At 69.9% G+C, this 21,380-nt stretch carries 18 protein-coding genes; 7 read left to right on the top strand and 11 right to left on the bottom strand.

The features are described 5' to 3' along the window. Window positions 1–8: 8 nt before the first annotated feature. Entirely contained in the window at window positions 9–3,296 is a 3,288-nt protein-coding gene (locus HY049_16735; protein ID MBI3450544.1) for a glycosyl hydrolase, read from the top strand. Between the two features lie 43 nt (window positions 3,297–3,339). Here the strand turns inward: HY049_16735 and HY049_16730 are convergent, their stop codons facing one another. Both HY049_16730 and HY049_16725 read right to left on the bottom strand, forming a co-directional pair. Next, on the bottom strand, window positions 3,340–4,260 hold the full coding sequence (locus HY049_16730) for a 2-dehydropantoate 2-reductase (GenBank protein ID MBI3450543.1): 921 nt from the start codon (window positions 4,258–4,260) through the stop codon (window positions 3,340–3,342). Continuing rightward, the gene (locus HY049_16725) at window positions 4,260–4,772 is read right to left on the bottom strand and encodes a GNAT family N-acetyltransferase (GenBank protein MBI3450542.1); all 513 of its coding nucleotides are present in this window, start codon (window positions 4,770–4,772) and stop codon (window positions 4,260–4,262) included. Before HY049_16725 ends, HY049_16730 begins: the two co-directional genes overlap by 1 nt. A gap of 95 nt (window positions 4,773–4,867) precedes the next feature. Here HY049_16725 and HY049_16720 point away from each other — a divergent pair, with 95 nt between their 5' ends. After that, on the top strand, window positions 4,868–6,721 hold the full coding sequence (locus HY049_16720; GenBank protein ID MBI3450541.1) for a M14 family metallopeptidase: 1,854 nt from the start codon (window positions 4,868–4,870) through the stop codon (window positions 6,719–6,721). A 10-nt stretch (window positions 6,722–6,731) separates the two neighbouring features. On the opposite strand, the gene HY049_16715 is transcribed toward HY049_16720, so the two are convergent. The 5 genes from HY049_16715 to HY049_16695 form a co-directional block, all read right to left on the bottom strand. After that, on the bottom strand, window positions 6,732–8,354 hold the full coding sequence (locus HY049_16715; protein MBI3450540.1) for a response regulator: 1,623 nt from the start codon (window positions 8,352–8,354) through the stop codon (window positions 6,732–6,734). 133 nt (window positions 8,355–8,487) lie between these two features. Further along, complete coding sequence (tadA, locus tag HY049_16710) at window positions 8,488–10,713, bottom strand: Flp pilus assembly complex ATPase component TadA (protein MBI3450539.1); 2,226 nt, start codon at window positions 10,711–10,713, stop codon at window positions 8,488–8,490. Window positions 10,714–10,906: 193 nt separating this feature from the next. Further along, window positions 10,907–11,062, bottom strand: coding sequence for a hypothetical protein (locus HY049_16705; GenBank protein MBI3450538.1), 156 nt, complete (start codon window positions 11,060–11,062; stop codon window positions 10,907–10,909). Between the two features lie 8 nt (window positions 11,063–11,070). Next, window positions 11,071–12,810 carry a carbamoyltransferase gene (locus HY049_16700; GenBank protein ID MBI3450537.1) on the bottom strand — a complete coding sequence of 580 codons (1,740 nt, stop codon included), beginning with the start codon at window positions 12,808–12,810 and terminating at the stop codon, window positions 11,071–11,073. A gap of 15 nt (window positions 12,811–12,825) precedes the next feature. Next, window positions 12,826–13,065, bottom strand: a complete 240-nt coding sequence (locus HY049_16695; GenBank protein ID MBI3450536.1) for a hypothetical protein — start codon at window positions 13,063–13,065, stop codon at window positions 12,826–12,828. Window positions 13,066–13,155: 90 nt separating this feature from the next. Here HY049_16695 and HY049_16690 point away from each other — a divergent pair, with 90 nt between their 5' ends. Beyond that, on the top strand, window positions 13,156–14,532 hold the full coding sequence (locus tag HY049_16690) for a hypothetical protein (protein MBI3450535.1): 1,377 nt from the start codon (window positions 13,156–13,158) through the stop codon (window positions 14,530–14,532). Between the two features lie 3 nt (window positions 14,533–14,535). Continuing rightward, window positions 14,536–15,522, top strand: coding sequence for an NAD(P)-dependent glycerol-3-phosphate dehydrogenase (locus HY049_16685; GenBank protein ID MBI3450534.1), 987 nt, complete (start codon window positions 14,536–14,538; stop codon window positions 15,520–15,522). Between the two features lie 12 nt (window positions 15,523–15,534). Here the strand turns inward: HY049_16685 and HY049_16680 are convergent, their stop codons facing one another. Further along, window positions 15,535–16,377: a hypothetical protein gene (locus HY049_16680; protein ID MBI3450533.1), complete on the bottom strand. Its 843-nt coding sequence runs from the start codon at window positions 16,375–16,377 to the stop codon at window positions 15,535–15,537. An 88-nt stretch (window positions 16,378–16,465) separates the two neighbouring features. Here HY049_16680 and HY049_16675 point away from each other — a divergent pair, with 88 nt between their 5' ends. Genes HY049_16675 through HY049_16665 form a run of 3 tightly spaced genes read left to right on the top strand, consistent with a single transcriptional unit; the run spans window position 16,466 to window position 17,875 of the window. After that, window positions 16,466–16,708, top strand: a complete 243-nt coding sequence (locus tag HY049_16675) for a hypothetical protein (protein MBI3450532.1) — start codon at window positions 16,466–16,468, stop codon at window positions 16,706–16,708. Further along, window positions 16,695–16,982 (top strand): hypothetical protein, encoded by a 288-nt coding sequence (locus HY049_16670; GenBank protein MBI3450531.1) that lies wholly within the window; start codon window positions 16,695–16,697, stop codon window positions 16,980–16,982. Before HY049_16675 ends, HY049_16670 begins: the two co-directional genes overlap by 14 nt. After that, window positions 16,979–17,875 (top strand): hypothetical protein, encoded by an 897-nt coding sequence (locus HY049_16665; GenBank protein MBI3450530.1) that lies wholly within the window; start codon window positions 16,979–16,981, stop codon window positions 17,873–17,875. The genes HY049_16670 and HY049_16665 overlap by 4 nt, the downstream gene beginning before the upstream one ends. Before the next feature lie 57 nt (window positions 17,876–17,932). Here the strand turns inward: HY049_16665 and speB are convergent, their stop codons facing one another. The 3 genes from speB to HY049_16650 form a co-directional block, all read right to left on the bottom strand. Further along, window positions 17,933–18,973: an agmatinase gene (speB, locus tag HY049_16660; protein MBI3450529.1), complete on the bottom strand. Its 1,041-nt coding sequence runs from the start codon at window positions 18,971–18,973 to the stop codon at window positions 17,933–17,935. A 55-nt stretch (window positions 18,974–19,028) separates the two neighbouring features. Beyond that, a complete protein-coding gene (gene speA, locus HY049_16655) occupies window positions 19,029–20,969 on the bottom strand; it encodes a biosynthetic arginine decarboxylase (GenBank protein MBI3450528.1) in 1,941 nt (646 codons plus the stop codon). A gap of 120 nt (window positions 20,970–21,089) precedes the next feature. Continuing rightward, window positions 21,090–21,350, bottom strand: coding sequence for a hypothetical protein (locus HY049_16650; protein MBI3450527.1), 261 nt, complete (start codon window positions 21,348–21,350; stop codon window positions 21,090–21,092). Between the last annotated feature and the right edge of the window lie 30 nt (window positions 21,351–21,380).

Here is a 21,380-nt window from a genome sequence, read left to right as displayed (position 1 = left end):
ATCGACCGATGAAGCGAACTGCCGCCGCCCTGCTCTGCCTGCTCATCGCCTCCTCCGCCGCGCTCGTCGCCAAGGAGGACGACAAGTCCGACGCGAACAAGATGAAAGCCGACACCTTCACCGGCCTCGCCCTCCGCGGCATCGGACCGGCGCAGACGTCGGGACGGGTCGCCGATCTCGCCGTGCACCCGCGCGACGTCTCCACCTGGTACGTCGCCGTCGCCTCCGGGGGCGTCTGGAAGACGACGAACGCCGGAACGACCTGGACGCCGATCTTCGACTCGCAGGCGTCGTTCTCGATCGGGTGCGTCACGCTCGATCCGAAGAACCCCCTCGTCGTCTGGGTGGGAAGCGGCGAGAACAACAGCCAGCGGAGCGTCGCGTACGGCGACGGCGTCTACAAGTCGATCGACGGCGGCAAGAACTGGGAGAACGTCGGCCTCAAGACGTCCGAGCACATCGGCCGGATCCTCGTCGATCCGCGCGACGGCAACGTCGTGTACGTCGCCGCGCAGGGGCCCCTTTGGACCTCCGGCGGGGAGCGCGGCCTCTACAAGACGACCGACGGCGGGAAGACCTGGAAGCAGTCGCTGAAGATCAGCGACGACACCGGCGTCAACGAGGTGGTCGCGGACCCGCGGAACCCCGACATCCTCTTCGCCTCGGCCTACCAGCGCCGCCGCCACGTCTTCACGCTCATCGACGGCGGCCCGGAGTCCGCGATCTACAAGTCCACGGATGCCGGCGCGACGTGGAAGAAGCTCGAGAACGGCCTCCCCAAGGAGGAGATGGGGCGCATCGGGCTCGCCGTCTCCCCGGCGAACCCCGACGTCGTCTACGCGGTCATCGAGTCGGTCAACAAGGCCGGCGGCTTCTACCGCTCCGTCGATCAGGGCGGCAACTGGGAGAAGATGAGCGACTACGCCCCGAACGGCGGGCAGTACTACAACGAGATCTTCGCGGACCCGAAGGTCGTCGGGCGCGTCTACGCCATCGACACCTGGCTGAACATCACCGAGGACGGCGGGAAGACCTTCGCGCGCCTCGGCGAGAAGTACAAGCACGTCGACAACCACGTCGTCTGGATCGACCCGGACCGCACGGATCACCTCCTCGTCGGCTGCGACGGCGGGCTCTACGAGACGTTCGATCGCGGCGCGCGCTGGCGCTACTTCGAGAACCTCCCCGTGACGCAGTTCTACCGCGTGGCGGTGGACGACGCGAAGCCCTTCTACAACGTCTACGGCGGCACTCAGGACAACCAGACCCTCGGCGGCCCCTCGCGGACCCGGACGACGCACGGCATCACGAACCCCGACTGGTTCGTCACGGTCGGAGGCGACGGCTTCCAACCTCAAGTTGATCCCGAGAACCCCGACATCGTCTACTCCGAATCGCAGTACGGCGGCCTCATCCGCCACGACCGGAAGAACGGCGAGATCCTCGACATCCAGCCCCAACCCGGCCCGGACGGGGTTCCCCTGAGGTGGAACTGGGACTCCCCTCTCATCATCAGCCCGCACTCCCACACGCGCCTCTACTTCGCCTCGCAGAAGATCTTCCGGAGCGACGATCGCGGCGACACCTGGACGGCGGTGAGCCCGGATCTCTCGCGCCAGATCGACCGCAACAAGCTGAAGATCATGGGGCGCGTCTTCAGCGTCGACTCGGTCGCCAAGAACACGTCGACCTCCTTCTACGGGAACATCGTCTCGCTCCACGAGTCGCCCCTCAAGGAGGGGCTCCTCTACGCCGGCACCGACGACGGGCTCGTCCAGGTGACGGAGAACGGCGGGAAGGAGTGGCGGAAGATCGAGAAGTTCCCCGGGGTCCCCGAGAACACGTACGTCTCGGCGCTCCGGGCGTCCGGAGCCAGGGACGGCACCGTGTACGCGGCGTTCGACAACCACCAGATGGGGGACTTCAAGCCGTATCTCCTCAAGTCCACCGACCGCGGCGCGAGCTGGACCTCGATCGCAGGGGATCTCCCCGAGCGCGGCACCGTCTACTCGATCGCCGAGGATCACGTGAACCCCGATCTCCTCTTCGCGGGGACCGAGTTCGGGCTCTACTTCACGATCGACGGCGGGGCGAAGTGGATCCAGCTCAAGGGGGGCCTGCCGACGATCGCCGTGCGGGACATCGTGATCCAGAAGCGCGAGAACGATCTGGTGATCGCCACCTTCGGCCGCGGCTTCTACATCCTCGACGACTACGCGCCGCTCCGGAAGATCACGCGCGAGGCGCTCGATCAGGAGTCGATGCTCTTTCCGGTGAAGCCGGCCGCGATGTTCATCCCCTCCTCGCCGTTCGGGCTCCGCGAGAAGAGCTTCCTCGGCGAGACCTTCTTCTCGGCCCCCAACCCTCCCTTCGGCGCCGTCGTCACGTACTACCTCAAGGACGAGATCAAGACGCTGAAGAAGCAGCGCCAGGCGGCGGAAAAGGACGCGATCAAGAAGGGGGACGCCATCTCCTACCCGTCGTGGGAGGCCCTCAGGGCCGAGGAGCGGGAGGAGGAGCCGGCCATCATTATTACCGTCACCGACGACCAGGGGGGCGTCGTGAGTCGCCTGACCGGGCCGGTCACGGCCGGCTTCCACCGCGTCGCGTGGGACCTCCGCTATCCCGCCTCGAACCCGACGAACCTCAAGCCGCCGACGACCGACGATCCCTTCCGCGAGACCGTCCAGGGGCCGCTCGCCTCGCCCGGGACGTACCGCGTCGCGATCGCGAAGCGAGTCGGCGGGAAGGTCACGCCGCTCGGCGACGCGCAGGTCTTCGAGGCGGCGCCGATCGCGGCCGGCACGCTGTCGGTGAAGGACCGCGCCGCGATGCTCGCCTTCGAGCGCAAGACGGCCCGCCTCCAGCGCGCCGTCCTCGGAGCCGTCGACGTCGCCGAGGAGGCGCACGGGCGGCTCGATCATCTCAAGAAGGCGCTCGCCGACACTCCGGGGGCGAACCCTGCGCTTGCCGACGACCTCAGGGCTCTCGAGACCCGGCTCAAGGATCTCGAGATCAAGCTCAACGGAGATTCGACGATCGCGTCGCACCAGGAGCCGTCTCCCCCGTCCATCGTCGATCGGATTCAAGGGGTGGTCCAGGGGCACTGGACGTCCACGGCGGGACCGACCGACACGCACCGCCGCGGCTACGACATCGCGGCCTCGCAGTTCGGCGAAGTGCTCGACACGCTCCGCACTCTGGTGACGGTGGACTTGAAGGGTCTCGAGGACGCGGCCGAGGCCGCCGGGGCCCCGTGGACGCCGGGGCGGTTCCCGACCTGGAAGCCGGAGTAACGGCGGGAATCGCGATCTGACAGGCTGCGGCCCGGGGCCCTCGTCAGGCCCCGCGGCCGCCGGCCTGGAGCTTGAGGGCCGCGGCGATGAACGCGTGGACGGGCGTCGCGACCCCCAGCTCCCGCCCGAGCCGGACGACGGCGCCGCTGAGCCACGGGAGCTCGAGAGGCCTTCCGCGCTCGAGGTCCTCGAGCATCGACGCCTTGGACGCCGCGGGGAGGTCCTGGACCATCTGGAGGATCTCGGCGCGGAGGCCGTCGCGAAGCGGAATGCCGCGGGCGCGCGCCACCGCGAGCGTCTCCCCCAGGGCGTCGACGAGCATCCGCAACGTCTCGGGATCGCCCCTGATGGCGCCGATCGTCGAGCGGGTGACGGCGCACACGCCGCTGAAGACGGCGAGCCTCACGAACTTCTCCCAGATCTCGACGTCGATCCGATCGCTCACGCGCGCGCCGAACCCCGCCGCCGTGCACGCCTCGAGGAGGGCGGCGGCGCGGGGAGTGCTCGAGCGATCGAGCTCGCCGAAGATGACGCTCCCCATCGCCGTGTGCCGGATGACGCCGGGCTCGTCGAGGACCGCCGCGACGTACGCGACGCCCCCCATGACGTGCTCGCGCCCCACGGCGCGCGAGAGGAGCTCCACGCTCTCGACGCCGTTCTGGAGCGTCACGACCGGAGTGGCGGGGCCGAGGAGCGGCCCCAGCGATCGCGCCGCCGGCTCGCCGTCGTAGAGCTTCACGGCGAAGAGGACCGCGTCCACGGGGCCGATCTCGCGGGGATCGGCGGTCGCACGGACCTTCTCGACGCGCACGTCCCCGAGCGGGCTCCGCACCTCGAGACCGCGCGACCGCATCGCCTCGAGATGGGCGCCCCGCGCGAGAAAGGCGACGTCGGACCCCGAGGCCGCGAGCTTCGCCCCGAAGTATCCCCCGACCCCGCCGGCGCCGACGACGGCGATGCGCATCAGGCGTCCCATCCCGGCCACGGTCCGGGCGTGACGTCGGGCATGTCGTGCTCGGCCGTCTCCTCTTTGAAGAGACGAAAGCCGCGCCTCAGATAGTTGTCGAGGGCCCGGGGATGATCGAGGGAGCAGGTGTGGACCCACACGCGCCGCGGCCCCAGCTCCCACGCGCGCCGCGCGGCGAGCGTCAGGAACGCCCCGCCGTATCCTTTCCCGGCGAACTGCGGCAGGAGGCCGAAGTAGACGATCTCGGCCTCGTCGCCCGGCTGGCTCTGAAGCTCCGCGTACCCGGCCGGGACACCGGCCACCGAGGCCACCCAGGTCTCGACGCCGGCGCGCGAGAGCCACTCCACCCAGCGCGCGCGGCTCCAGGCGAGGCGATCGATCCAGAACCACGCCCCGCCGATGGCCGTGTAGAAGAAGCGGTTGAGCTCGGGGATCGGATCGCCGACCCGATCGACCCTCAGATCCGCGGGGGCGCTCGACGCCGGGCGGAGGTCCGACGCGCGCGTCATCTCGAGGTGGTGGGTCGTCACGGCGCGTCTCACGGCGGGCAGTCTATCCGATGAGCGCTTGTCCGGCAGGGCCCCCTCGGGTACGCTGCGCCCCCATGAGGACTCCGCCGCTCCCGCTCCCTCTGCTCGCGGTCGCGCTCTCCATGGCGCCGGCCGCCCTCGCCGCGCCGCCCGATCAGAGCCGCCCGGCCGCCGATCTCACGACCCCGGCCGAGGCGTGCGCCTACCGATGCACCCCCGGATATCGCGAGACGATCGAGTTCCTCACGAAGCTCGCTCGAAGCTCGCGGCTGGTCCACCTGTCGATGTACGGCGAGACGGCCGAGGGGTATCCGATGCCGATGGTCGTCGCGGCGCGCGAGATGCGCTTCACCCCCGAGGCGGCGCGCGCCTCGGGGCTGCCGGTGGTCCTCGTCTTCAGCGGCATCCACGCCGGCGAGATCGACGGGAAGGATGCGAGCCTGGCCCTCCTGCGCGACATCGTCTCCGGAAAGCGCGCCGGACTCCTCGACAACCTCATCCTCGTCGTCGTGCCGATCTACAACGTGGACGGCCACGAGCGCGTGAGCCCGTCCAACCGTCTGGCGCAGGACGGGCCCGCGGAGGGGATGGGGTTCCGCACGAACGGCCGGGGCCTCGATCTCAACCGCGACTTCGTGAAGATGGAATCGCCCGAGACGGCCGCGCTCGTCGGCCGGCTCTTTCGCGACTTCAGGCCGCACGTCGTCGTGGACTGCCACGTCACCGACGGGATGGACTTCCAGTACGAGATGACGTACTTCGCGGGGGAGAGCCCGAACGCGCCGGCCCCGCTGAGACGGTACGTCGCGGGGATGAAGGAGGCGATCGGGAAGGGGCTCGCCGCGACCGGTCACGCCGCGGCCCCCTTCGGCGATCTCGAGAACCCGGCCGACCCCAACCAGGGGGTGAGGATGTGGGCCCCCTCCCCGCGCTACTCGACGTCGTACTTCGAGACGCGCAACCGGGTGAGCCTCCTCGCCGAAGCGCACGCCTACAAGCCCTTCGCCGTCCGCGTCGCCGCGACGTACGAGATGCTGCGGTCGATCCTCGAGCACGTCGCCGCCGATCCGAAGGGGCTCACCGGCGCCGTCGCGGCCTCCGAGGCGGAGTCCGCGCGGCGTGCCACGGCGGAACGCGGCGCGACGTTCGGCCTCGCGTTCAAGGCCACGGACGATCGCGTGATGGTCGATTACCTCGGCTGGAGCTTCGACGTCGTCCCGAGCGAGGTGACCGGGAGATTGCGCGTCGTCTGGTCGCGGCGGCCGGAGACCTTTCGCGTCCCGCTCTACGCCTCGCTCGTCGCGACGAAGGAGGTGCGCGTCCCCCGCGGCTACCTCCTGTCGCGGGCCTACGCGCCGCTCGCGGCGAAGGCGGTTCTCCACGGCCTCCGCGTCTCCCGCACCCTCGCCGACGCGGACCTCGACGTGGAGGTCTTCCGGGCGACGGAGCTCGCGTGGGCCGCCGGGTCGTACCAGGGGCACCACGCCGCGGAGGCGAAGGGAGCGTGGGCGGTCGAGCGCCGTCACGTCCCCTCCGGGACGTTCTGGATCCCCCTCGACCAGCCGGACGCCCCGATCGCGATGTGGCTCTTCGAGCCCGAATCGCCGGAGGGGTTCCTCGCCTGGAACGCCTTCGACAACATCCTGGAGCGGAAGATGGTCGTCGAGGATCCCGTCGTGGAGAGGATGGCGGCCGAGATGCTGAAGGACCAGCGCGTCCGCGCCGACTACGAGCGCGCCTTCCCGGGAGGGGCGGGCGCGGCGCCGCGGGATCCGAACGAGGCCGACGCGGCGGCCGAGCGGCGGCTCATGTGGTTCTACGCGCGATCCCCGTTCTTCGATCGCGAGGTCGGCGTGTACCCGATCGCCCGCGTCACCTCAGATCCGGGGCTGCGGACGGCGGAGTGGACGCCCCCGGCCGCGCCCTGAGCGGCGGCGCCTATCGGGACGGGGAGGAGACCGCGGCGATCCTCGCGACGAGGAGCTCCCGCACCGTCCCCGCGAGGTCCTTCACGTTGAACGGCTTCGGAACGCTGGCGCTCGCGCCGAGTCGGAGCAGATCCTCGACCTCCCCCTCCGCGCTGTACCCGCTCGAGATGACGATCGGTGTCTCCGGCCGCAGGGCGTGCATCTCGGCGAACGCGTCGCTTCCGGACCGCCGCGGCATGACGAGGTCGAGGATGACGAGGTCGATCTCGGCGCGCTTCGCCCGGAAGATCTCGATGGCCTCGGCGCCGTCGGCCGCGGCGAGGACCCTGTACCCGAAGGCTTCGAGCGCGCTCTTCACGAGGTTTCGGATCATCTCCTCGTCGTCGGCGATCAGGATCGTCTCGCCGGCCCCGCGGGCGTTCGCCGCGGTCTCGGGGCGCCGCGCGGCCGGCTTCTCGACCGCCCGGGGGAAGAACGCCGTGAACGTCGTCCCCCGCCCCGGCTCGCTCTCGCACTCGATCCATCCGCCGTGCAGCTCCATGATGCCGTGCACGATCGCCAGGCCGAGCCCGGTTCCCTTGCCGATCTCCTTCGTGGTGTAGAAGGGGTCGAAGATGCGGCCGACGACCTCCGGGGGCATGCCGGCGCCCGTGTCGGTCACCGCGAGGGCCACGTACTCGGCCGGACGGCCCCCCGCCCGGGGCCCGGCGGTCCCCGCCAGCCTCGTGCAGTTGGCGAGCCCGAGGGTCAGGCGCCCTCCGGAGCCCATGGCGTCGCGGGCGTTCACGCAGAGGTTGGTGATCACCTGCTGGATCTGCCCGGGGTCCGCGCGCGCGATCCAGAGATCGGAGGCGACGATCTTCCGGACCTCGATGGCCGCCGCGAGAGAAGGCGTGAGGAAGCGGACGACCTCTTCCAGCGCGAGGCGCAGATCCACGGGCTCGAAAGCGGCGGCGCTCCGGCGGCTGAAGTTGAGCAGCCCCTTCGTGAGATCGCCGGCCCGGCTGACCGCCTCCGCGGCGGTCGCGAGCGCCTGCCCCTCTGGGCCTGCCGGCGCGAGACCCTGGCGCGCGATGTCGATGAAGCCGCCGATCGCGGTCAGGAGGTTGTTGAAGTCGTGCGCGATCCCCCCCGCCAGCGTGCCGAGCGCCTCCATCTTCTGGGAGTGCCTGAGGTCCGACTCGAGCCGGCGCTGTCGCGTGACGTCGCGGAAGTACCACGCGCGCGCCACGGCGTGCCCGTCGCTCATCAGGACGGGCAGCGTCGATCTCGCGATGATCCGCCCGTCCACGAACTCGATCGTCTCGTCCTGCCGCATCTCCAGCGGATCGGCGTAGAGGCTGCGGACGGTCGCGAGGAAGCCCGCGGGGTCCTTCAGGCGGCGCGTGACGAACGAGAGGAGGGCGTCGTCGTCGTACGTGGACGCGAGGTCCAGCGGGATGCCCCAGAGGTTGAGGAACTTCGAGTTGTAGCTGAGGACCTTTCCGGTGAGATCGACGATGAGGATGGCGTCCGGCGTGGCTTCCTGCTGGGCGCGGAGCATCGCGTTCGCGCGCTCGAGGGTCTCGCGGATCGCCGCGTGCTCCGCCGCGGGCCCCGAGGATCCGGCTGTCGCCTCCATCATCGTCGTCACGCGAGATGTCTCCCGGGCGCGGGTCGTCGGCCGTTCGGAACGCCGCCCGTCATGCGCCCCCCACGAGCGAGCATCGTGGCGCATGGGAGGGCAATCTAGGCAAATCCGGCGCCCCGGCAACCCCCGGGGGCGCTCAGCGTGGAACGGCCTCCCGCGCCGTCGACCTTGAGAGGAGCGCCTTGACGCGGGCGGCCAGGCGGCGCGGCTCGACCGGCTTGAGGATGTAGTCGTCCGCGCCGACCTCGAGCCCCCGGGCCTCGCTCTCGACGCTGTCCTCCGACGTCAGCATGAGGATGAGCGTCCCGGCCGTGTCGGGGTGGGAGCGGAGTTCCCGGACCATCTCGATGCCATCCATGCCCGGCATGTTGACGTCGCTGATGATGACGTCCGGCCGGTGTTCCTTCACCGCCTCGAGGCCCTCCCGGCCATCCGCCGCGAGGAAGACCTCGAACCCCTCGTTCTCCATGAAGTACTTGATGACGGTCGCGACGGTCGGGCTGTCGTCCACGACGACGACGCGCCGGGCCCCCGGCGGCCCCGGCGGGGCAGGCATGGGCGCTTCCTCGGGGACATCGGCCCGGGAGGGCCGGGCGGCCGGCTCCGGCCCCGTCGCCTGGCGCGTCTCGGGGGTCTCATCGGGCGGACAGACGCGGACCACCTCGTCGAGGGTCGTCAGCCCGCGCGACGCCTTGTCGATGGCATCCTCCATCAGGGTGCGCATCCCTCCGCGACGCGCCTCCGCGCGGATCTCGTGCTCCGGGGCGCGTCGCGAGATGAGGTTCCGCACCTCGTCGGTCACGACGGCCACCTCGTGCACGGCCATGCGACCCTTGTATCCCGACTGCTCGCAGGCGTCGCATCCGAGGCCGACCTTGAAGGCCGCGCCCTGGGGAAGGCGCCCGACGCCCCCGATCTTCTCGACGACGTCGGCGGGGGGCGCCTGCTCGACGGAGCAGCTCGGGCAGGGGATCCGCGTGAGGCGCTGCGAGAGCACGGCCGTCAGGGACGACGCCACCAGGAAGGCCTCGATGCCGAGATCGAGGAGCCGCGTGATCGTCGAGATGGCGTCGTTCGTGTGGAGCGTGCTGAGGAGGAGGTGGCCCGTCTGGGCCGCCTCCATGGCGATGCCGGCGGTCTCCTGGTCCCGGATCTCGCCGACGAGGACGATGTTCGGATCCTGCCGCAGGATCGAGCGCAGCCCCGACGCGAAGGTCATCCCCGCCTTCGGGTTGATCTGAACCTGGTTGATCCCCTCAAGCTGGAACTCGATGGGATCTTCGACGGTGATGATGTTCTTCGTGGGGGCCTTCAGGTACCCGAGCGCCGAGTAGAGCGTCGACGTCTTCCCGCTTCCCGTCGGGCCGGTGACGAGGATGATCCCCTGTGGCCGTGAGAGGAGAGCGAGGAACATGCGGAGGTTTTCCGCGCTGAACCCCAGGCGATTGATGTCGAGCCTGGCGTTCGAGCCGTCGAGGAGCCGTATGACCACCTTCTCGCCGAACTGGGTGGGGAGGGTCGACACGCGCAGATCGATCCGCTTCCCCTCGAATCTCAGGCGGCTCCGGCCGTCCTGGGGCTTGCGGCGCTCCGCGATGTCCATCCCCGAGATGATCTTCAGGCGCGACACGGTGGAGTCCTGGAGCCCCCGGGGGATCTTCAGGACGTCCTTCAGCATCCCGTCGACGCGCTGCCGCACCAGCAGCCGCTCGTCCTGGGGCTCGACGTGGATGTCGCTCGCGCCCGCCTTCGCCGCGTCGCAGAGAATCATGTTCACGAGCCGCACGATCGGGGTCAGGTTGACGTCGCGCGCGAGCTTGCTGATGTCGATCGCCTCGACGTCGGCCTCGGAGGATTCGACCTCCCCTTCGGGATTGACCGAGGAGAGGAGGTCGTACGTGGACTGGATGTCGGGCTTCTTCTCGGCGGGCGGCGCCGGGTATGTCCTCTCGAGGAGGGCCGCGAGGCTCGACTCGGCGCCCACCGCGGCGGTGACGCGCATCCCGGTGCAGAACTCGACGTCCTGGAGGGTCGGGTAGTCCAGCGGATTCGTCATCGCGATGCGGAGCCTCTTGCCTTCGACGTTCAGCGGAGCGACCAGATGGGATCGGCAGAATTCCGCCGGCAGGAGGGAGGCCACCTCCGCCGGGACCTCGAGGACGTCCAGGTCGACGACGTCGAGCCCGAGCTGCTGCGCCAGGACGCTCGCGATCGTGCCGCCGTCGACGAGGCCCAGCGTCTCCAGGGCCCGGTTCAGCGAGACCCGGCTCTTCGCGACGACCTCGAGAGCCCGCGCGAGCCCCTGGGCGTCCAGGCACCCCGCGCGGACCAGGACCTCTCCAAGCTGTGCGTGCGTCGGCACGTCCGCTCACCTCACCGGGCGGTGCGATCGGGTTCCCCCGCCCAATCACTCATCGGCAGATCGATGCGGATCTTGAGCGCCGAATGGGGGCGCGGGCCGGGGAGGTTTCAGGGGGGTGCGGGGGAGGCGGGCCGCGGCGCGGCCGGTGAGGCGCGGCGGATCCGGGGCTTTGGCCCGGACCCGCCGGGGTGGGCTAGAACAGCGCGTAGATGAAGGGCGCGAGCGCGCTCTTCTCGGTGAAGATGATGAGGGCGCTGAGGAGCCCGAGGATGATGAGGATCGGGGCGAGCCACCACTTCTTCCTCACCCTCATGAACGCCCAGAGCTCGCCGAGGAGGGAGTGCTTCATGTCGGCTCCTAATCGAGCGGGAACTCCCGCTGCCAGTCGATGTCGTCGTTGAGGCCCGGCTGATCCTTCTTGTCGAGGAGGAACCGGTCGAGCACGAGGTAGTCCATCCGGGTGCGCATGAAGCACAGGTACGCGTCGTGCGGCGTGCAGACGATGGGCTCGCCTCTCACGTTGAACGAGGTGTTGATGATGACCGGGCACCCGGTCTGCCGATCGAACTCCTGGATGAGGTCGTAGTACATCTCGTTCTCGTCGCGCCGTATCGTCTGGATGCGGGCCGAGCCGTCGACGTGCGTCACCGACGGAATCGATCGCTTCTCCGGGCGGACCTGCGCGACGAGGAGCATGTACGGGGAGTCGCACTCGAGCTCGAACCACTCCCCCGACTTCTCCGCGAGGACGGTCGGCGCGAAGGGGCGGAACGACTCGCGGAACTTGATCTTGAGGTTCACGACGTCCTTGTTCGCCGGATTCCGCGCGTCGGCGATGATGCTGCGGTTGCCCAGGGAGCGCGGCCCGAACTCCATCCGCCCCTGGAACCAGCCGATGACGTTCTGCTCCGCGATCAGCCGCGCGGTGTTCTTCAGAAGATCCTCCCGGGAGAGCTCGCGGAACGGGATGCCGTGCTTCTCAAGGTACGAGCGGATCTCCTCCGTCGAGTAGGCCGGCCCCCAATAGGCGTGCTTCCAGACGAACGTCCGGGCGTTGCCGAGGACCGCCGAGTGGATGTAGGCGGCGACTCCCACCGCGCCGCCGGCGTCGCCCGCGGCGGGCTGGATGAAGATGTTCTTGAACGGCGTCTCGCGGATCACGCGGCCATTGGCGACGCAGTTGAGCGCGACCCCGCCGGCCATGCACAGGTTGGTGAGGCCCGTGTCCCGGTTCAGCCTCCGGCACATGCGGAGCACGATCTCCTCGGTCACCTTCTGGACCGACGCCGCGATGTCCTTGTGAACCTGCTCGAGCTTCCCCTCCCCCTCGCGGACCGGGATGCCGAAGAGCTGCGAGAACTTCCCGTTCGTCATCGTCAGGCCGTAGTCGTAGGCGAAGTAGTCCATGTTCATCTTGAAGGAGCCGTCCTCGCCGACGTGGATGATCTCCTTCATGATCTGGTCGAAGTAGCGCGGCTCTCCGTAAGGCGCGAGACCCATGACCTTGTACTCGGCCGAGTTGACCTTGAACCCGAGGAAGTAGGTGAACGCGGAGTAAAGCAGTCCCAGCGAGTGCGGGAAGCGGATCTCGTTCCAGAGCTGGATGTCGCGATCGCGGCCGACCCCCTGGGTCGCCGTGGACCACTCGCCCACGCCGTCGAGCGTCAGGATCGCGGCCTCCTTGAACGGCGACACGAGAAAAGAGGACGCCGCGTGCGACATGTGGTGGTCGCCGAAGAGGACCTCTCCGTCGTACCCCATGTGCTTGCGGATCAGCGCCGGGATGCGGAGCTTCTGCGTGAGCCAGAGCGGAACGGCCTTGTTGAACGAGCGGAACGACTTCGGGAACGTCGCGATGTACGTGAGGAGGATGCGCTCGAACTTGACCAGCGGCTTGTCGTAAAAGCCGACGTAGTCGAGGTCCTTCGACTGGATCTTCCCCTCGGCCAGGCAGTAGCGGATGGCGTTGTCGGGAAACCCGTGATCGTGCTTCTTGCGGGTGAATCGCTCCTCCCCCGCGGCGGCGATGACCTGGCCGTCGCGCAGGAGGCACGCCGCGGAGTCGTGGTAGTAGGCCGAGATGCCGAGGATGTTCATCGTGGGGACCTCACCTCAGAAGGTGTGCCGGAGATTGTCGAGCGACGCGGCGTGGGATTCTTTCTTCCGCCAGAACGTCGGCTCCGTCGCGAGTTTCCGGTCCATCGGGTCCTTCCCCATCGCGGAGAGGATCAGCTTCGACGGTCCGAAGACCAGCGTGTACACGATGAACATGTGGACCGGCGTCATGATGACGCCGATGATGTGCCCTAAGCCGGACCAGTACCCGAGAATCTTCGAGAAAAACGATTTCATTCCTCCCCCATCCGTGTGTCGAGGCGCCCCGCGCCTCCCCGTGAGCCCCGGGATTTGCAAAACGACGCCTCCGCGGGCAGAATGCGCGTCATGCAAGTTGCCGAGGGAACGGAGATTATAGGGCACAGGGGGGCGGGAGGCCACGCTCCCGACAACACGGAATCCGCCATCCTCGCCGGGATCCGGCTGGGGGCCACCGCCGTGGAGGTCGACGTCCAGTTCACGGCGGACGGCCTGGCGGTCGTCTTCCACGATCGGACGCTCGAGCGCATGGCCGGAGTGAGAGGCCGGATCCGCGAGCAGACCGCCCGTGAGCTCGCGGGATACGACATCGGGTTCCGATTCGGGGAGGACCACCGGGGGCTGCGCATTCTCACGCTCGACGAGTGCGCCCGCATCGTCCCGCGCGAGATGTACCTCCACGTCGAGATCAAGGACTACGACCCGGTCACCCCGGCCCATCTCAAGGACGTCGTCGGCTCGCTGCGGCGCCGGAACGCGCTGGATCGGACCGTCTTCAGCTCCTTCAACGACAAGATCCTCGTGTCGCTCCGGGGGATCGATCCCTCGCTCCTCCTCGGGCTCCTCGTCGCAGGTCGCGCCATGGGAAGCGTGTCGCGCGCGGCCGAGCTCGGGTGCTTCAGCCTGAACCCCGAGGCGGCGCAGGTGGACGCCGCGCTGATCGAGGCCTGCCACGCGAAGGATCTCAAGGTCTATCCGTACACCGCGAACGACCCGGGGCTCATGAAGCAGCTCATCGCCCTCGGCGTGGACGGCATCTACACCGATTTCCCGGGACGGCTCGCCGAGCTCGTGGGCCACGCGCCGCGCCCGAGACACGTTGCCCCGCGCCCGCAGGGGCGCGCGGCGTCCGGACCGGAATCTCCGCGGGAGCCCCGGCGGGGCCGGCGGGGGGCCTCACCCCCTGATCGCGCCGCGGCGCACCCGCGCGCGGAGGCGACGGGCGCCCCGCAGCGCGACGCCGTGGAGCCCGACGACGTGATCGAGATCGCTCCCGCGCCCGAGGGGGCCGCGGCGGAGGGGCTCCTCACGGATCTCCCGGGCCCGGACGGCGCTCCGAGGCGCAAGCGACGGCGTGGGCGGCGCGGAGGAAGGCGCCACAAGCGCAAGGCGAACGGCGCCGCGGCCGGCGAGGCGGAGTCCCCCGACGCCGGCGACGCGGCGGCCCCGCCCGACTCCGCGGACTCGCCGGGCTCGGATGCGGCGCTCGACGCAGGCGACGCGGTGGGCCACGCCCGGGGCGACGCGGATGATTCGGCGTTCGCCGAGCCCTTCGAGGAAGGATCCACGACTCCGCTCGAGGCCGCGGGAGCCCCCGCGATCTCCACGGCCGACCAGGCATCGCCTGCCGGCGACCAGAAGCCCCGGCGCCGGAGAGGCCGCCGCGGAGGCCGCCGCCATCGGCGCGGCGGAAGCGCTCCCAAGGCCGGGGACGGAAGCGCCTAGCGGATGAGCCGCATCGCCGTCCTCGGAGCCGGTGCGCTCGGCACGGCGATGGCCATCGCCCTGCAGAAACGCGACCGGACGCTCAGCCTGTGGACCATCGAGGCGGACGTCGCCGAGTCGCTCCGCCGGACTCACGAGAACGCGAAGTATCTCCCGGGATTCAAGATCTCCCCATCGGTCCACGTGACGCTCGACTGCGGCGAGGCGATCGAGGACGCCGACGTGGTCCTCATCACCGTCCCGTCGCACGCGGTCCGCGACGTCGCCCGCGCGATCGCCGCGCTGATTCCGGAGCGCGCCGTCCTCGTCTGCGCCGACAAGGGGCTCGAGGAGGGATCGTGGAAGCGGATGTCGCAGGTCCTGCGGGAGGAGATTCCCGCCGACGTTCCGGTGCCGATCGTCGCGCTCTCCGGCCCGTGCCTCGCCCCCGAGATGGCTCGCGGCGGCGTCTCGGCGGTGGACGTCGCCTGCGAGGACCCCGCCGCCGCCCGCCGGGCGCGCTCGCTCCTCGCGACGCCGAGGTTTCGCATGCGGCCGATGACCGACGTCGCCGGCGTCGAGGCGGGCGGGACGTTCAAGAACGCCTACGCGGTCGGCGCCGGGATCGGCGACGGCCTCGGCTGGGGGATGAACGAGCGCGCGGCCTACCTCACGAAGGCCCTCGCGGAGATCGCGCGGCTCGCCTCCTCTCTCGGCGCGCGCCGCTCGACCCTCTACGGCCTCTCCGGCCTGGGAGACCTCGCCGTGACGTCGATGAGCCCTCACTCGCGCAATCGGCGCCTCGGAGAGGAGCTGTCGCGGGGACGCGAGCTGAAGGAGATCCTCTCGGCGACCGTGAACGTGACCGAGGGGGTCGCCGCGACGCGCGCGGCGAGCGCCATCGCGGCCCGGCACCGCCTGCGCCTTCCGATCGCCGCGTCGCTCCACGCGATCCTTCACGACGGCGCCGCGCCGAAGAGCCTCGAGCGCGCCCTCAAGTCGAGCCGCTAGGCCGGCCCGCGCTCAGCGATCGGCGAGGTCGGGGCGCCCCGCATCGATCCACGCCGTGTACCAGAGCGAGGCGATCGTCCCGGCCGCGGAGGTCATCTGCCTCTCCGCGATGAGCCCGGCGCGCCGATCGAGCCCCTCCCAGTAGTCCCGGCCGTCCTTCCTCATGTCGCGCACCGCGTCGAGATCGGCCTCCAGGATGCGCGCCGCGAGCGGGTAGCCTTCCCTCATCCGATCCAGCACGAACGCGAGCGGGTGCTCGACCGGCTCGACCGTCGCGGCCCCCCTGCGGACCGCGTCCCGGTAGCGAGGCAGAGCGCGCTCGATCATGCCCGCCTCGAACGCCCGATGAATCCCCTCACCGCAGGCGCCGTCCCCGTCGTGGTGGATCGTCAGGTGGAGCGGCTGGTACGCGTCGCCGACGTAATGGGAGAGGTATCCGGCGTCCCTCACGACGCGAGGGGCGTCCCCCCGGCGCATCGCCGCGGTCAGATCCCCGAGCACGCCCGCGATGCGCCATGGGAGCGTCCCGTTCCGGGCGACCGCGTCCCGCCCGTAGCGGGCCTCCGCGTCCTCGAGCCGGCGCGGGATCCCCGCGAACGGAAACGGCTCGTACGCGTCGAGGTCGATGAAGTGGCTCCGGGCCTCCTCTCCCGTGCGATCGTGGGCCCGCAGCGACGTGTCGGGCGCGAGGCTCGCGTCCTGTAGGCCCCGGCTCGCGCGGCGGAAGAAGTCGGCCGGAGGACCCGGGACGCGCTCCGCGGCGGACTCGGTGATCACGCGGTGCGCCGCGAGCCCCCAGGGGAACGCGGGACACGTGGCGAGGATCAGGCAGAGGAGGAGCGCTCCGGTTCGCATCGCGGCAATGTACCCAATGCGCCCGCGCGATGCGACGAGGTTGACACGATTTCAGCCGGGTGCGAACAATGACGGGGAGATCCCACCGATGAGAGAAGATCGCGGCGCGCGCGCCGCCCCGCCCGCCCTCGCCTTCGTCTGGGCGGGCGCCACGACGGCCGGCTCCCCTTCGCGCCCGGCGTGGGCGTACATCCTGGCGTCGGCGCTCGCCCTCGTCGCCCTCTACCTCTTGATCCGGCTCTTCGTGTGGGACGCCGTCAATCGCGAGACGCCGAATCAGGAGGAGCCCCTCTTCCGCGAGCCGAAGGAGCCGATCGATGGACAGCGCTGAGTCGTCGCAGGAGATCGAGCTCTTCCACGAGATCGAGCGCCTCTTCGAGGAGATGGTCGTGCATCAGCGCCGCCGCCTCGAGGCGCTCGCGCGATCCCTCGATCCGGCCCTCAGCTCCGACGACCTGCTGAGCCCCGACGACTTCCCGATCCTCGCGCGCGATCCCAGGTTTCAGTTCGAGGATGGCCTCCTCGCCGGCCTCCTCAGCGCGCGGACGGCGATCCGCGCCCGCGTGATCGCTCCCCGCGTCCACGGACCGGAGGAGGCCCGTTGAGGGGTCCGAAGCTCCTGAATCCCCTGGTTCCGCTCGCCCTCGCCGCGCTGACACTCGCGGGGCCGTGGGCCGCGGAGGGGCCCGCGGAGGGATCGGGAGCGGCCCCGGCGGCGGTCACGTGGGGCCAGCTGCGCCCCCACCTCGCCGCCGCGTTCTTCGCGGTCCGCGAGTCCCCGCATCGATGGGGGATCACCGCGCTCCCCGGCGATCTTCCCGCCGATCCGGCGGAGCGGAAGCTCCGCGAGATCGCCGTCGAGATCCTCGGCGCGTCGCACGACGACATCGCGTGGATCGCGGGGGAGGCCCTCGACCACCGCCTGGTCGTCTCCCGGCCGATGGCGCCCGGCGAGACGCTCAAGCCGCTCCCGCAATACGTCGACGCGCTGTTCGACGACGTCGAGGTGACGAGCGCGGTGAGGCGCTTCGCGGAGGCCGTGCTCCGCTCCCGGGGGATGACCTGCGCCGATTGCCTCGAGGGGCTCCCTCCGGCCCGCGACGTGTCGTGGCCGAAGGTCCGCGAGTACATCGAGGACTTCATCCACGTGTCGGAGGTGACCCCCGAGGGGAGGGTGAACCTGCACGTGGCGACGATGGAGAACCGGATCCCCGACTTCAACCAGTGCCACCACGATCTCGCCGCCGCGGTGTACGCGGCCCTGCACGGGGCGTTCAGGTCCTCTCCCGCGATGATGCAGGCGGTGCAGGTGGATCTGAACGCGGAGCTCCTCGATCACGGCGAGGCGCCCCGGCCCGAGCTGCTCCGGATCCTCAACGAGGGCCTTCCGGAGCGCGTCGTGAAGGACCCCGCGTGCCTCGGCCCGATCCTGGCCCGCCTCCCCGAAGCGCTCGAGAGACACTCGCTCCACTGCGTGGACTGCCCCGTGGCGCGCTGACGGCCCGAGGCCCGGCCGGCGATCCCCGTCGGCCCGCCGCGCGGCGCGCTGCGGCGCTCACACCGCCGGCTCTCCGAGGGAGTACGCGAGGAGCTTGTAGACGAGGCGGGCGGAGAGGAAGTCGGGGGCGTGGAGCCCGGGGACGGGGGCCAGCTCCATCACGTCGAAGCCGACGATGCGCGCGCGCGCCGAGAGGCCCTTCAGGAACCGGAGCGTCGGGTACCACTCCCCCCCTCCGGGCTCGGGCGTTCCGGTGGCGGGCATGATCGAGGGATCGAAGTAGTCGAGGTCAATCGTCACGTACACGGGCGTGCGCTCGGGAATCGTCGCGAGGATCCGATCGCTCCACCCGCCCTCCGCCATCTGATAGGCGAAGAGCGTCTCGACGTCGCCGCGCTCGATGACGGCTCGCTCCTCCGGCGACTGGCTCCGGATGCCGAGCTGGATCAGCCGGGCGTGCTCCCTCATCCTCGCGCCGGCGCACGCGTGGTTGTGCCGCGTGCCGTGATACGACTCGCGCAGATCGGAATGGGCGTCGAACTGGACGACGGTGAGACCCTCGAAGGCCTCCGCGTACGGCTTCACCGCCCCCGGGCTGATCGAGTGCTCGCCTCCGAGCGTCACGACGAACTTCCCGTCGCGGAGGTATCGCCGCACCCGGCGCTCGACCTCGAGGACCATCGGCTCGGGGGCCTTCCCCCTCACGATGACGGGGGGCGCCGAGTGGATGCCGAGGCGGTAGGGCTCCCGGCGCGTTTCCTCGTCGAAGAGCTCGACCTGCTGGCTCGCGACCCTTATCGCCTCGGGCCCGTTCTCGGTCCCCGGCCCGTACGTCACCGTGCCGCCGAACGGGACCGGGAGGATCACGACGCGCGAGGTGGCGTAGGCGCTCTCCGCGGGGGTCAGACCGAAGTAGGCGTCGGTCGCCGAGTCGTGGTCCCCGGCCGAAAGAGGGGCGGGCGGAGGCGCGGCGCGCTTGGGCGCGCGGGCCGCACCCGCGGTGCCGGCCCGGGCCCTGGGCGCGCGTCCCGACGAGCGTCGGCGCGAGGGGGTGGAGCCGGCCTTCGAGGCGGCGCGGGTCAGGGGTCGGCGGGCCAAGAGGGCTCTCCTGGTGGTCTCGGGGCGTCCTGAGGAGCGGAGCCTCCGCGGGGGCTCAGGTCAGATACGTATAGGCGTCGAACTGGCCGCGATACTCGGAGAGAAGCTGCCGCGCCTCGGCGGGAGTGAGCCCGCCTCGCTTCATCTGCTCCTCGAGGGTGGACTGGAGCTTCGCGGCGAGATCCTTCGGATCGTACCCGAACGCCGCGAGCGTCTCGCGGACCGAGTTGCCGCGCCGGGTCCGCTTCAGATGCACGCGCCCTTCGTCGTCCACGACGACGTGCGCCTCGTTCGCCGATCCGAACAGGTTGTGGAGATCGCCCATCGTGTCCTGGTACGCGCCGACCAGGAGGAGCGCGAGGTAGTACGGCTCGGTCCCGTTCAACCGGTGGATCTCGAGGGCCTCCTTGATGTCCTTGAGGTCCACGAACTTGTCGATCTCTCCGTCGGAGTCGCACGTGATGTCGACGAGCGTCACGCGGTGATCGGGCTTCTCGCGCAGTCGCTGGATCGGGACGACGGGGAAGAGCTGATCGAGCGCCCAGTGATCCGGGATGGACTGGAAGACCGAGAAGTTGCAGACGACCTTCTCGACGAGCTGCTTCTCGAGCTCGACGAACTCGTCCGCCATGAACTTCTGCGACTTCGAGTAGCGGACTCCCCGGGCCGCGATCTCCCAGAACGCGGCCTCTCCCTTCGCGCGCTCCTCGAGGCTGAGGAGGCCGAGATTGAAGAGCGAGACCATCTCGTCCCGGTGCTCGACGGCGTCGTGGTAGAACTCGCGGTAGTTCTTCGCGCTGATCGTCCTGAGGATGTCGAGGAGCTCGCTGACGACCTGGGGATCGCGCGGCCCCGGCTTGACCTTCACCCCGGTGCCGCCGCCGATCTCGGCGCGCACGTCGACGATCAGGAGCGAGTGATAGGCGACCATCGCCCGCCCGGACTCGGAAACGATGTGGGGCTCGGGCACGCTCTCGTTCTCGCAGACGTCCTTGATCGTGTAGACGACGTCGTTCGCGTACTCCTGCATCGAGTAGTTCACGCTCGCGTCGGACGAGGTCCTGCTGCCGTCGTAGTCGATGCCGAGGCCGCCGCCCACGTTCAGGTACTCGACGTCGACGCCCATCTTGCGCGCCTTGGCGTAGATGCGCGCGGCCTCCTTGAAGGCGTTCTTGAGCTTGCGGATCTCGGTGATCTGGCTGCCGATGTGGAAGTGGAACATCTTGAGCGAGTCGAGCATCCGGTTCTTCTTGAGGAACGCGATCCCCTCGAGGAGCTGGCCGGTGCTGAGGCCGAACTTGCTCGTGTGCCCTCCCGACTTCTCCCACTTTCCCGAGCCGCGGGCGTGCAGCCGCACACGGATGCCGATGTAGGGGCGGGCTCCCTTGTCGAGCGCCAGGTTGGCCAGCGCCTCGAGCTCGTAGGGCTTCTCCACGACGACGAACACGCTCTTGCCGAGCCGCCTCGCGAGGGAGGCCATCGCGAGGTAGGTGTTGTCCTTGAAGCCGTTGCAGATGAGGAGCGATTCCGGCGGCGTCTCGAGCGCGAGGGCGGCGAGCAGCTCCGGCTTGCTCCCCGCCTCCAGCCCGAGGCCGTACTTCCATCCCGCCTCCAGGAGCTCGCTGACGACGGCGCGCTGCTGGTTGACCTTGATCGGGAAAACGGGCCGGTACTGCGCCGAGTAACCGTACTCGGCGATCGCCTTCCGGAAGGCGCTGCAGAGGTTTCTCACCTGCGACTCGAGAAGCTGCGGGAAGCGGAGGAGAAGCGGCGGCGTGAGGCCGCGCTTCATCAGGCTCTCGACGACCTCGGGGACGTCGACCTTCCGGGAGTCGTCGCCGTCGGGCGCGACTTCGAGATGGCCTTCCTCACTGATGCGGAAGTAGCCCGCCCCCCACGAGTCCATTCCGTAGAGGGACATCGCGTCCTCGATCGAAAACTTCTCCGCGGAGATCCGGAGCGAGGCGGCGGCACGGGCGGTCGCGGACGGCTGCATGGCGGGATCCCTCGACGAAACGACGACTCGATCCCGGCGAAGGCTCGCGCAGCCCGCGCCGTGCGGAGGTGGCTCCGGCGCGCCATTATAGAGATCGCTTCCCTGCAGGAGAAGAGAAATCTATCGGGCGGGGGCGGGGCCGACGTGCTTTTCGATCTCGGCGCCGAGGATCTTCTCGAAGTCGCCCGACAGGCCGAAGTACGACTTGAGGACCTCGCCCCTGGGGCCGATCAGGTAGGTGGTGGGGATGATCTCGATGTCGCCGAACTGCCCCGCCAGATCCTCGGAGCTCATGAGGATGGGATAGGCCAGGGCGAGCTTCCGCCCCTCGAGGAACTCCTTCACCTCGGCGGGCTCGCCGGACTGGAGAGCGAGGCCCACGGCGCGAAATCCGCGATCACGGTACTTCTG

It is taken from the genome of Acidobacteriota bacterium, from assembly GCA_016195325.1.
In the GTDB taxonomy this organism is placed as follows: Bacteria; Acidobacteriota; Polarisedimenticolia; order JACPZX01; family JACPZX01; genus JACPZX01.
Note: the sequence above shows the minus strand (reverse complement) of the source record. Positions and strands in the feature narration are given on the sequence as shown.

Bases quoted from the DNA above. Each gene is read 5' to 3' on its own strand.
- HY049_16680 (MBI3450533.1), bottom strand. From the start codon at position 16,377: ATGCGAACCGGAGCGCTCCTCCTCTGCCTGATCCTCGCCACGTGTCCC.
- HY049_16690 (MBI3450535.1), top strand. From the start codon at position 13,156: ATGCAAGTTGCCGAGGGAACGGAGATTATAGGGCACAGGGGGGCGGGA.
- HY049_16725 (MBI3450542.1), bottom strand. From the start codon at position 4,772: ATGACGCGCGCGTCGGACCTCCGCCCGGCGTCGAGCGCCCCCGCGGAT.
- HY049_16705 (MBI3450538.1), bottom strand. From the start codon at position 11,062: ATGAAGCACTCCCTCCTCGGCGAGCTCTGGGCGTTCATGAGGGTGAGG.
- HY049_16735 (MBI3450544.1), top strand. From the start codon at position 9: ATGAAGCGAACTGCCGCCGCCCTGCTCTGCCTGCTCATCGCCTCCTCC.
- HY049_16730 (MBI3450543.1), bottom strand. From the start codon at position 4,260: ATGCGCATCGCCGTCGTCGGCGCCGGCGGGGTCGGGGGATACTTCGGG.
- HY049_16685 (MBI3450534.1), top strand. From the start codon at position 14,536: ATGAGCCGCATCGCCGTCCTCGGAGCCGGTGCGCTCGGCACGGCGATG.
- HY049_16700 (MBI3450537.1), bottom strand. From the start codon at position 12,810: ATGAACATCCTCGGCATCTCGGCCTACTACCACGACTCCGCGGCGTGC.
- HY049_16695 (MBI3450536.1), bottom strand. From the start codon at position 13,065: ATGAAATCGTTTTTCTCGAAGATTCTCGGGTACTGGTCCGGCTTAGGG.
- HY049_16720 (MBI3450541.1), top strand. From the start codon at position 4,868: ATGAGGACTCCGCCGCTCCCGCTCCCTCTGCTCGCGGTCGCGCTCTCC.
- HY049_16675 (MBI3450532.1), top strand. From the start codon at position 16,466: ATGAGAGAAGATCGCGGCGCGCGCGCCGCCCCGCCCGCCCTCGCCTTC.
- speA (MBI3450528.1), bottom strand. From the start codon at position 20,969: ATGCAGCCGTCCGCGACCGCCCGTGCCGCCGCCTCGCTCCGGATCTCC.
- HY049_16670 (MBI3450531.1), top strand. From the start codon at position 16,695: ATGGACAGCGCTGAGTCGTCGCAGGAGATCGAGCTCTTCCACGAGATC.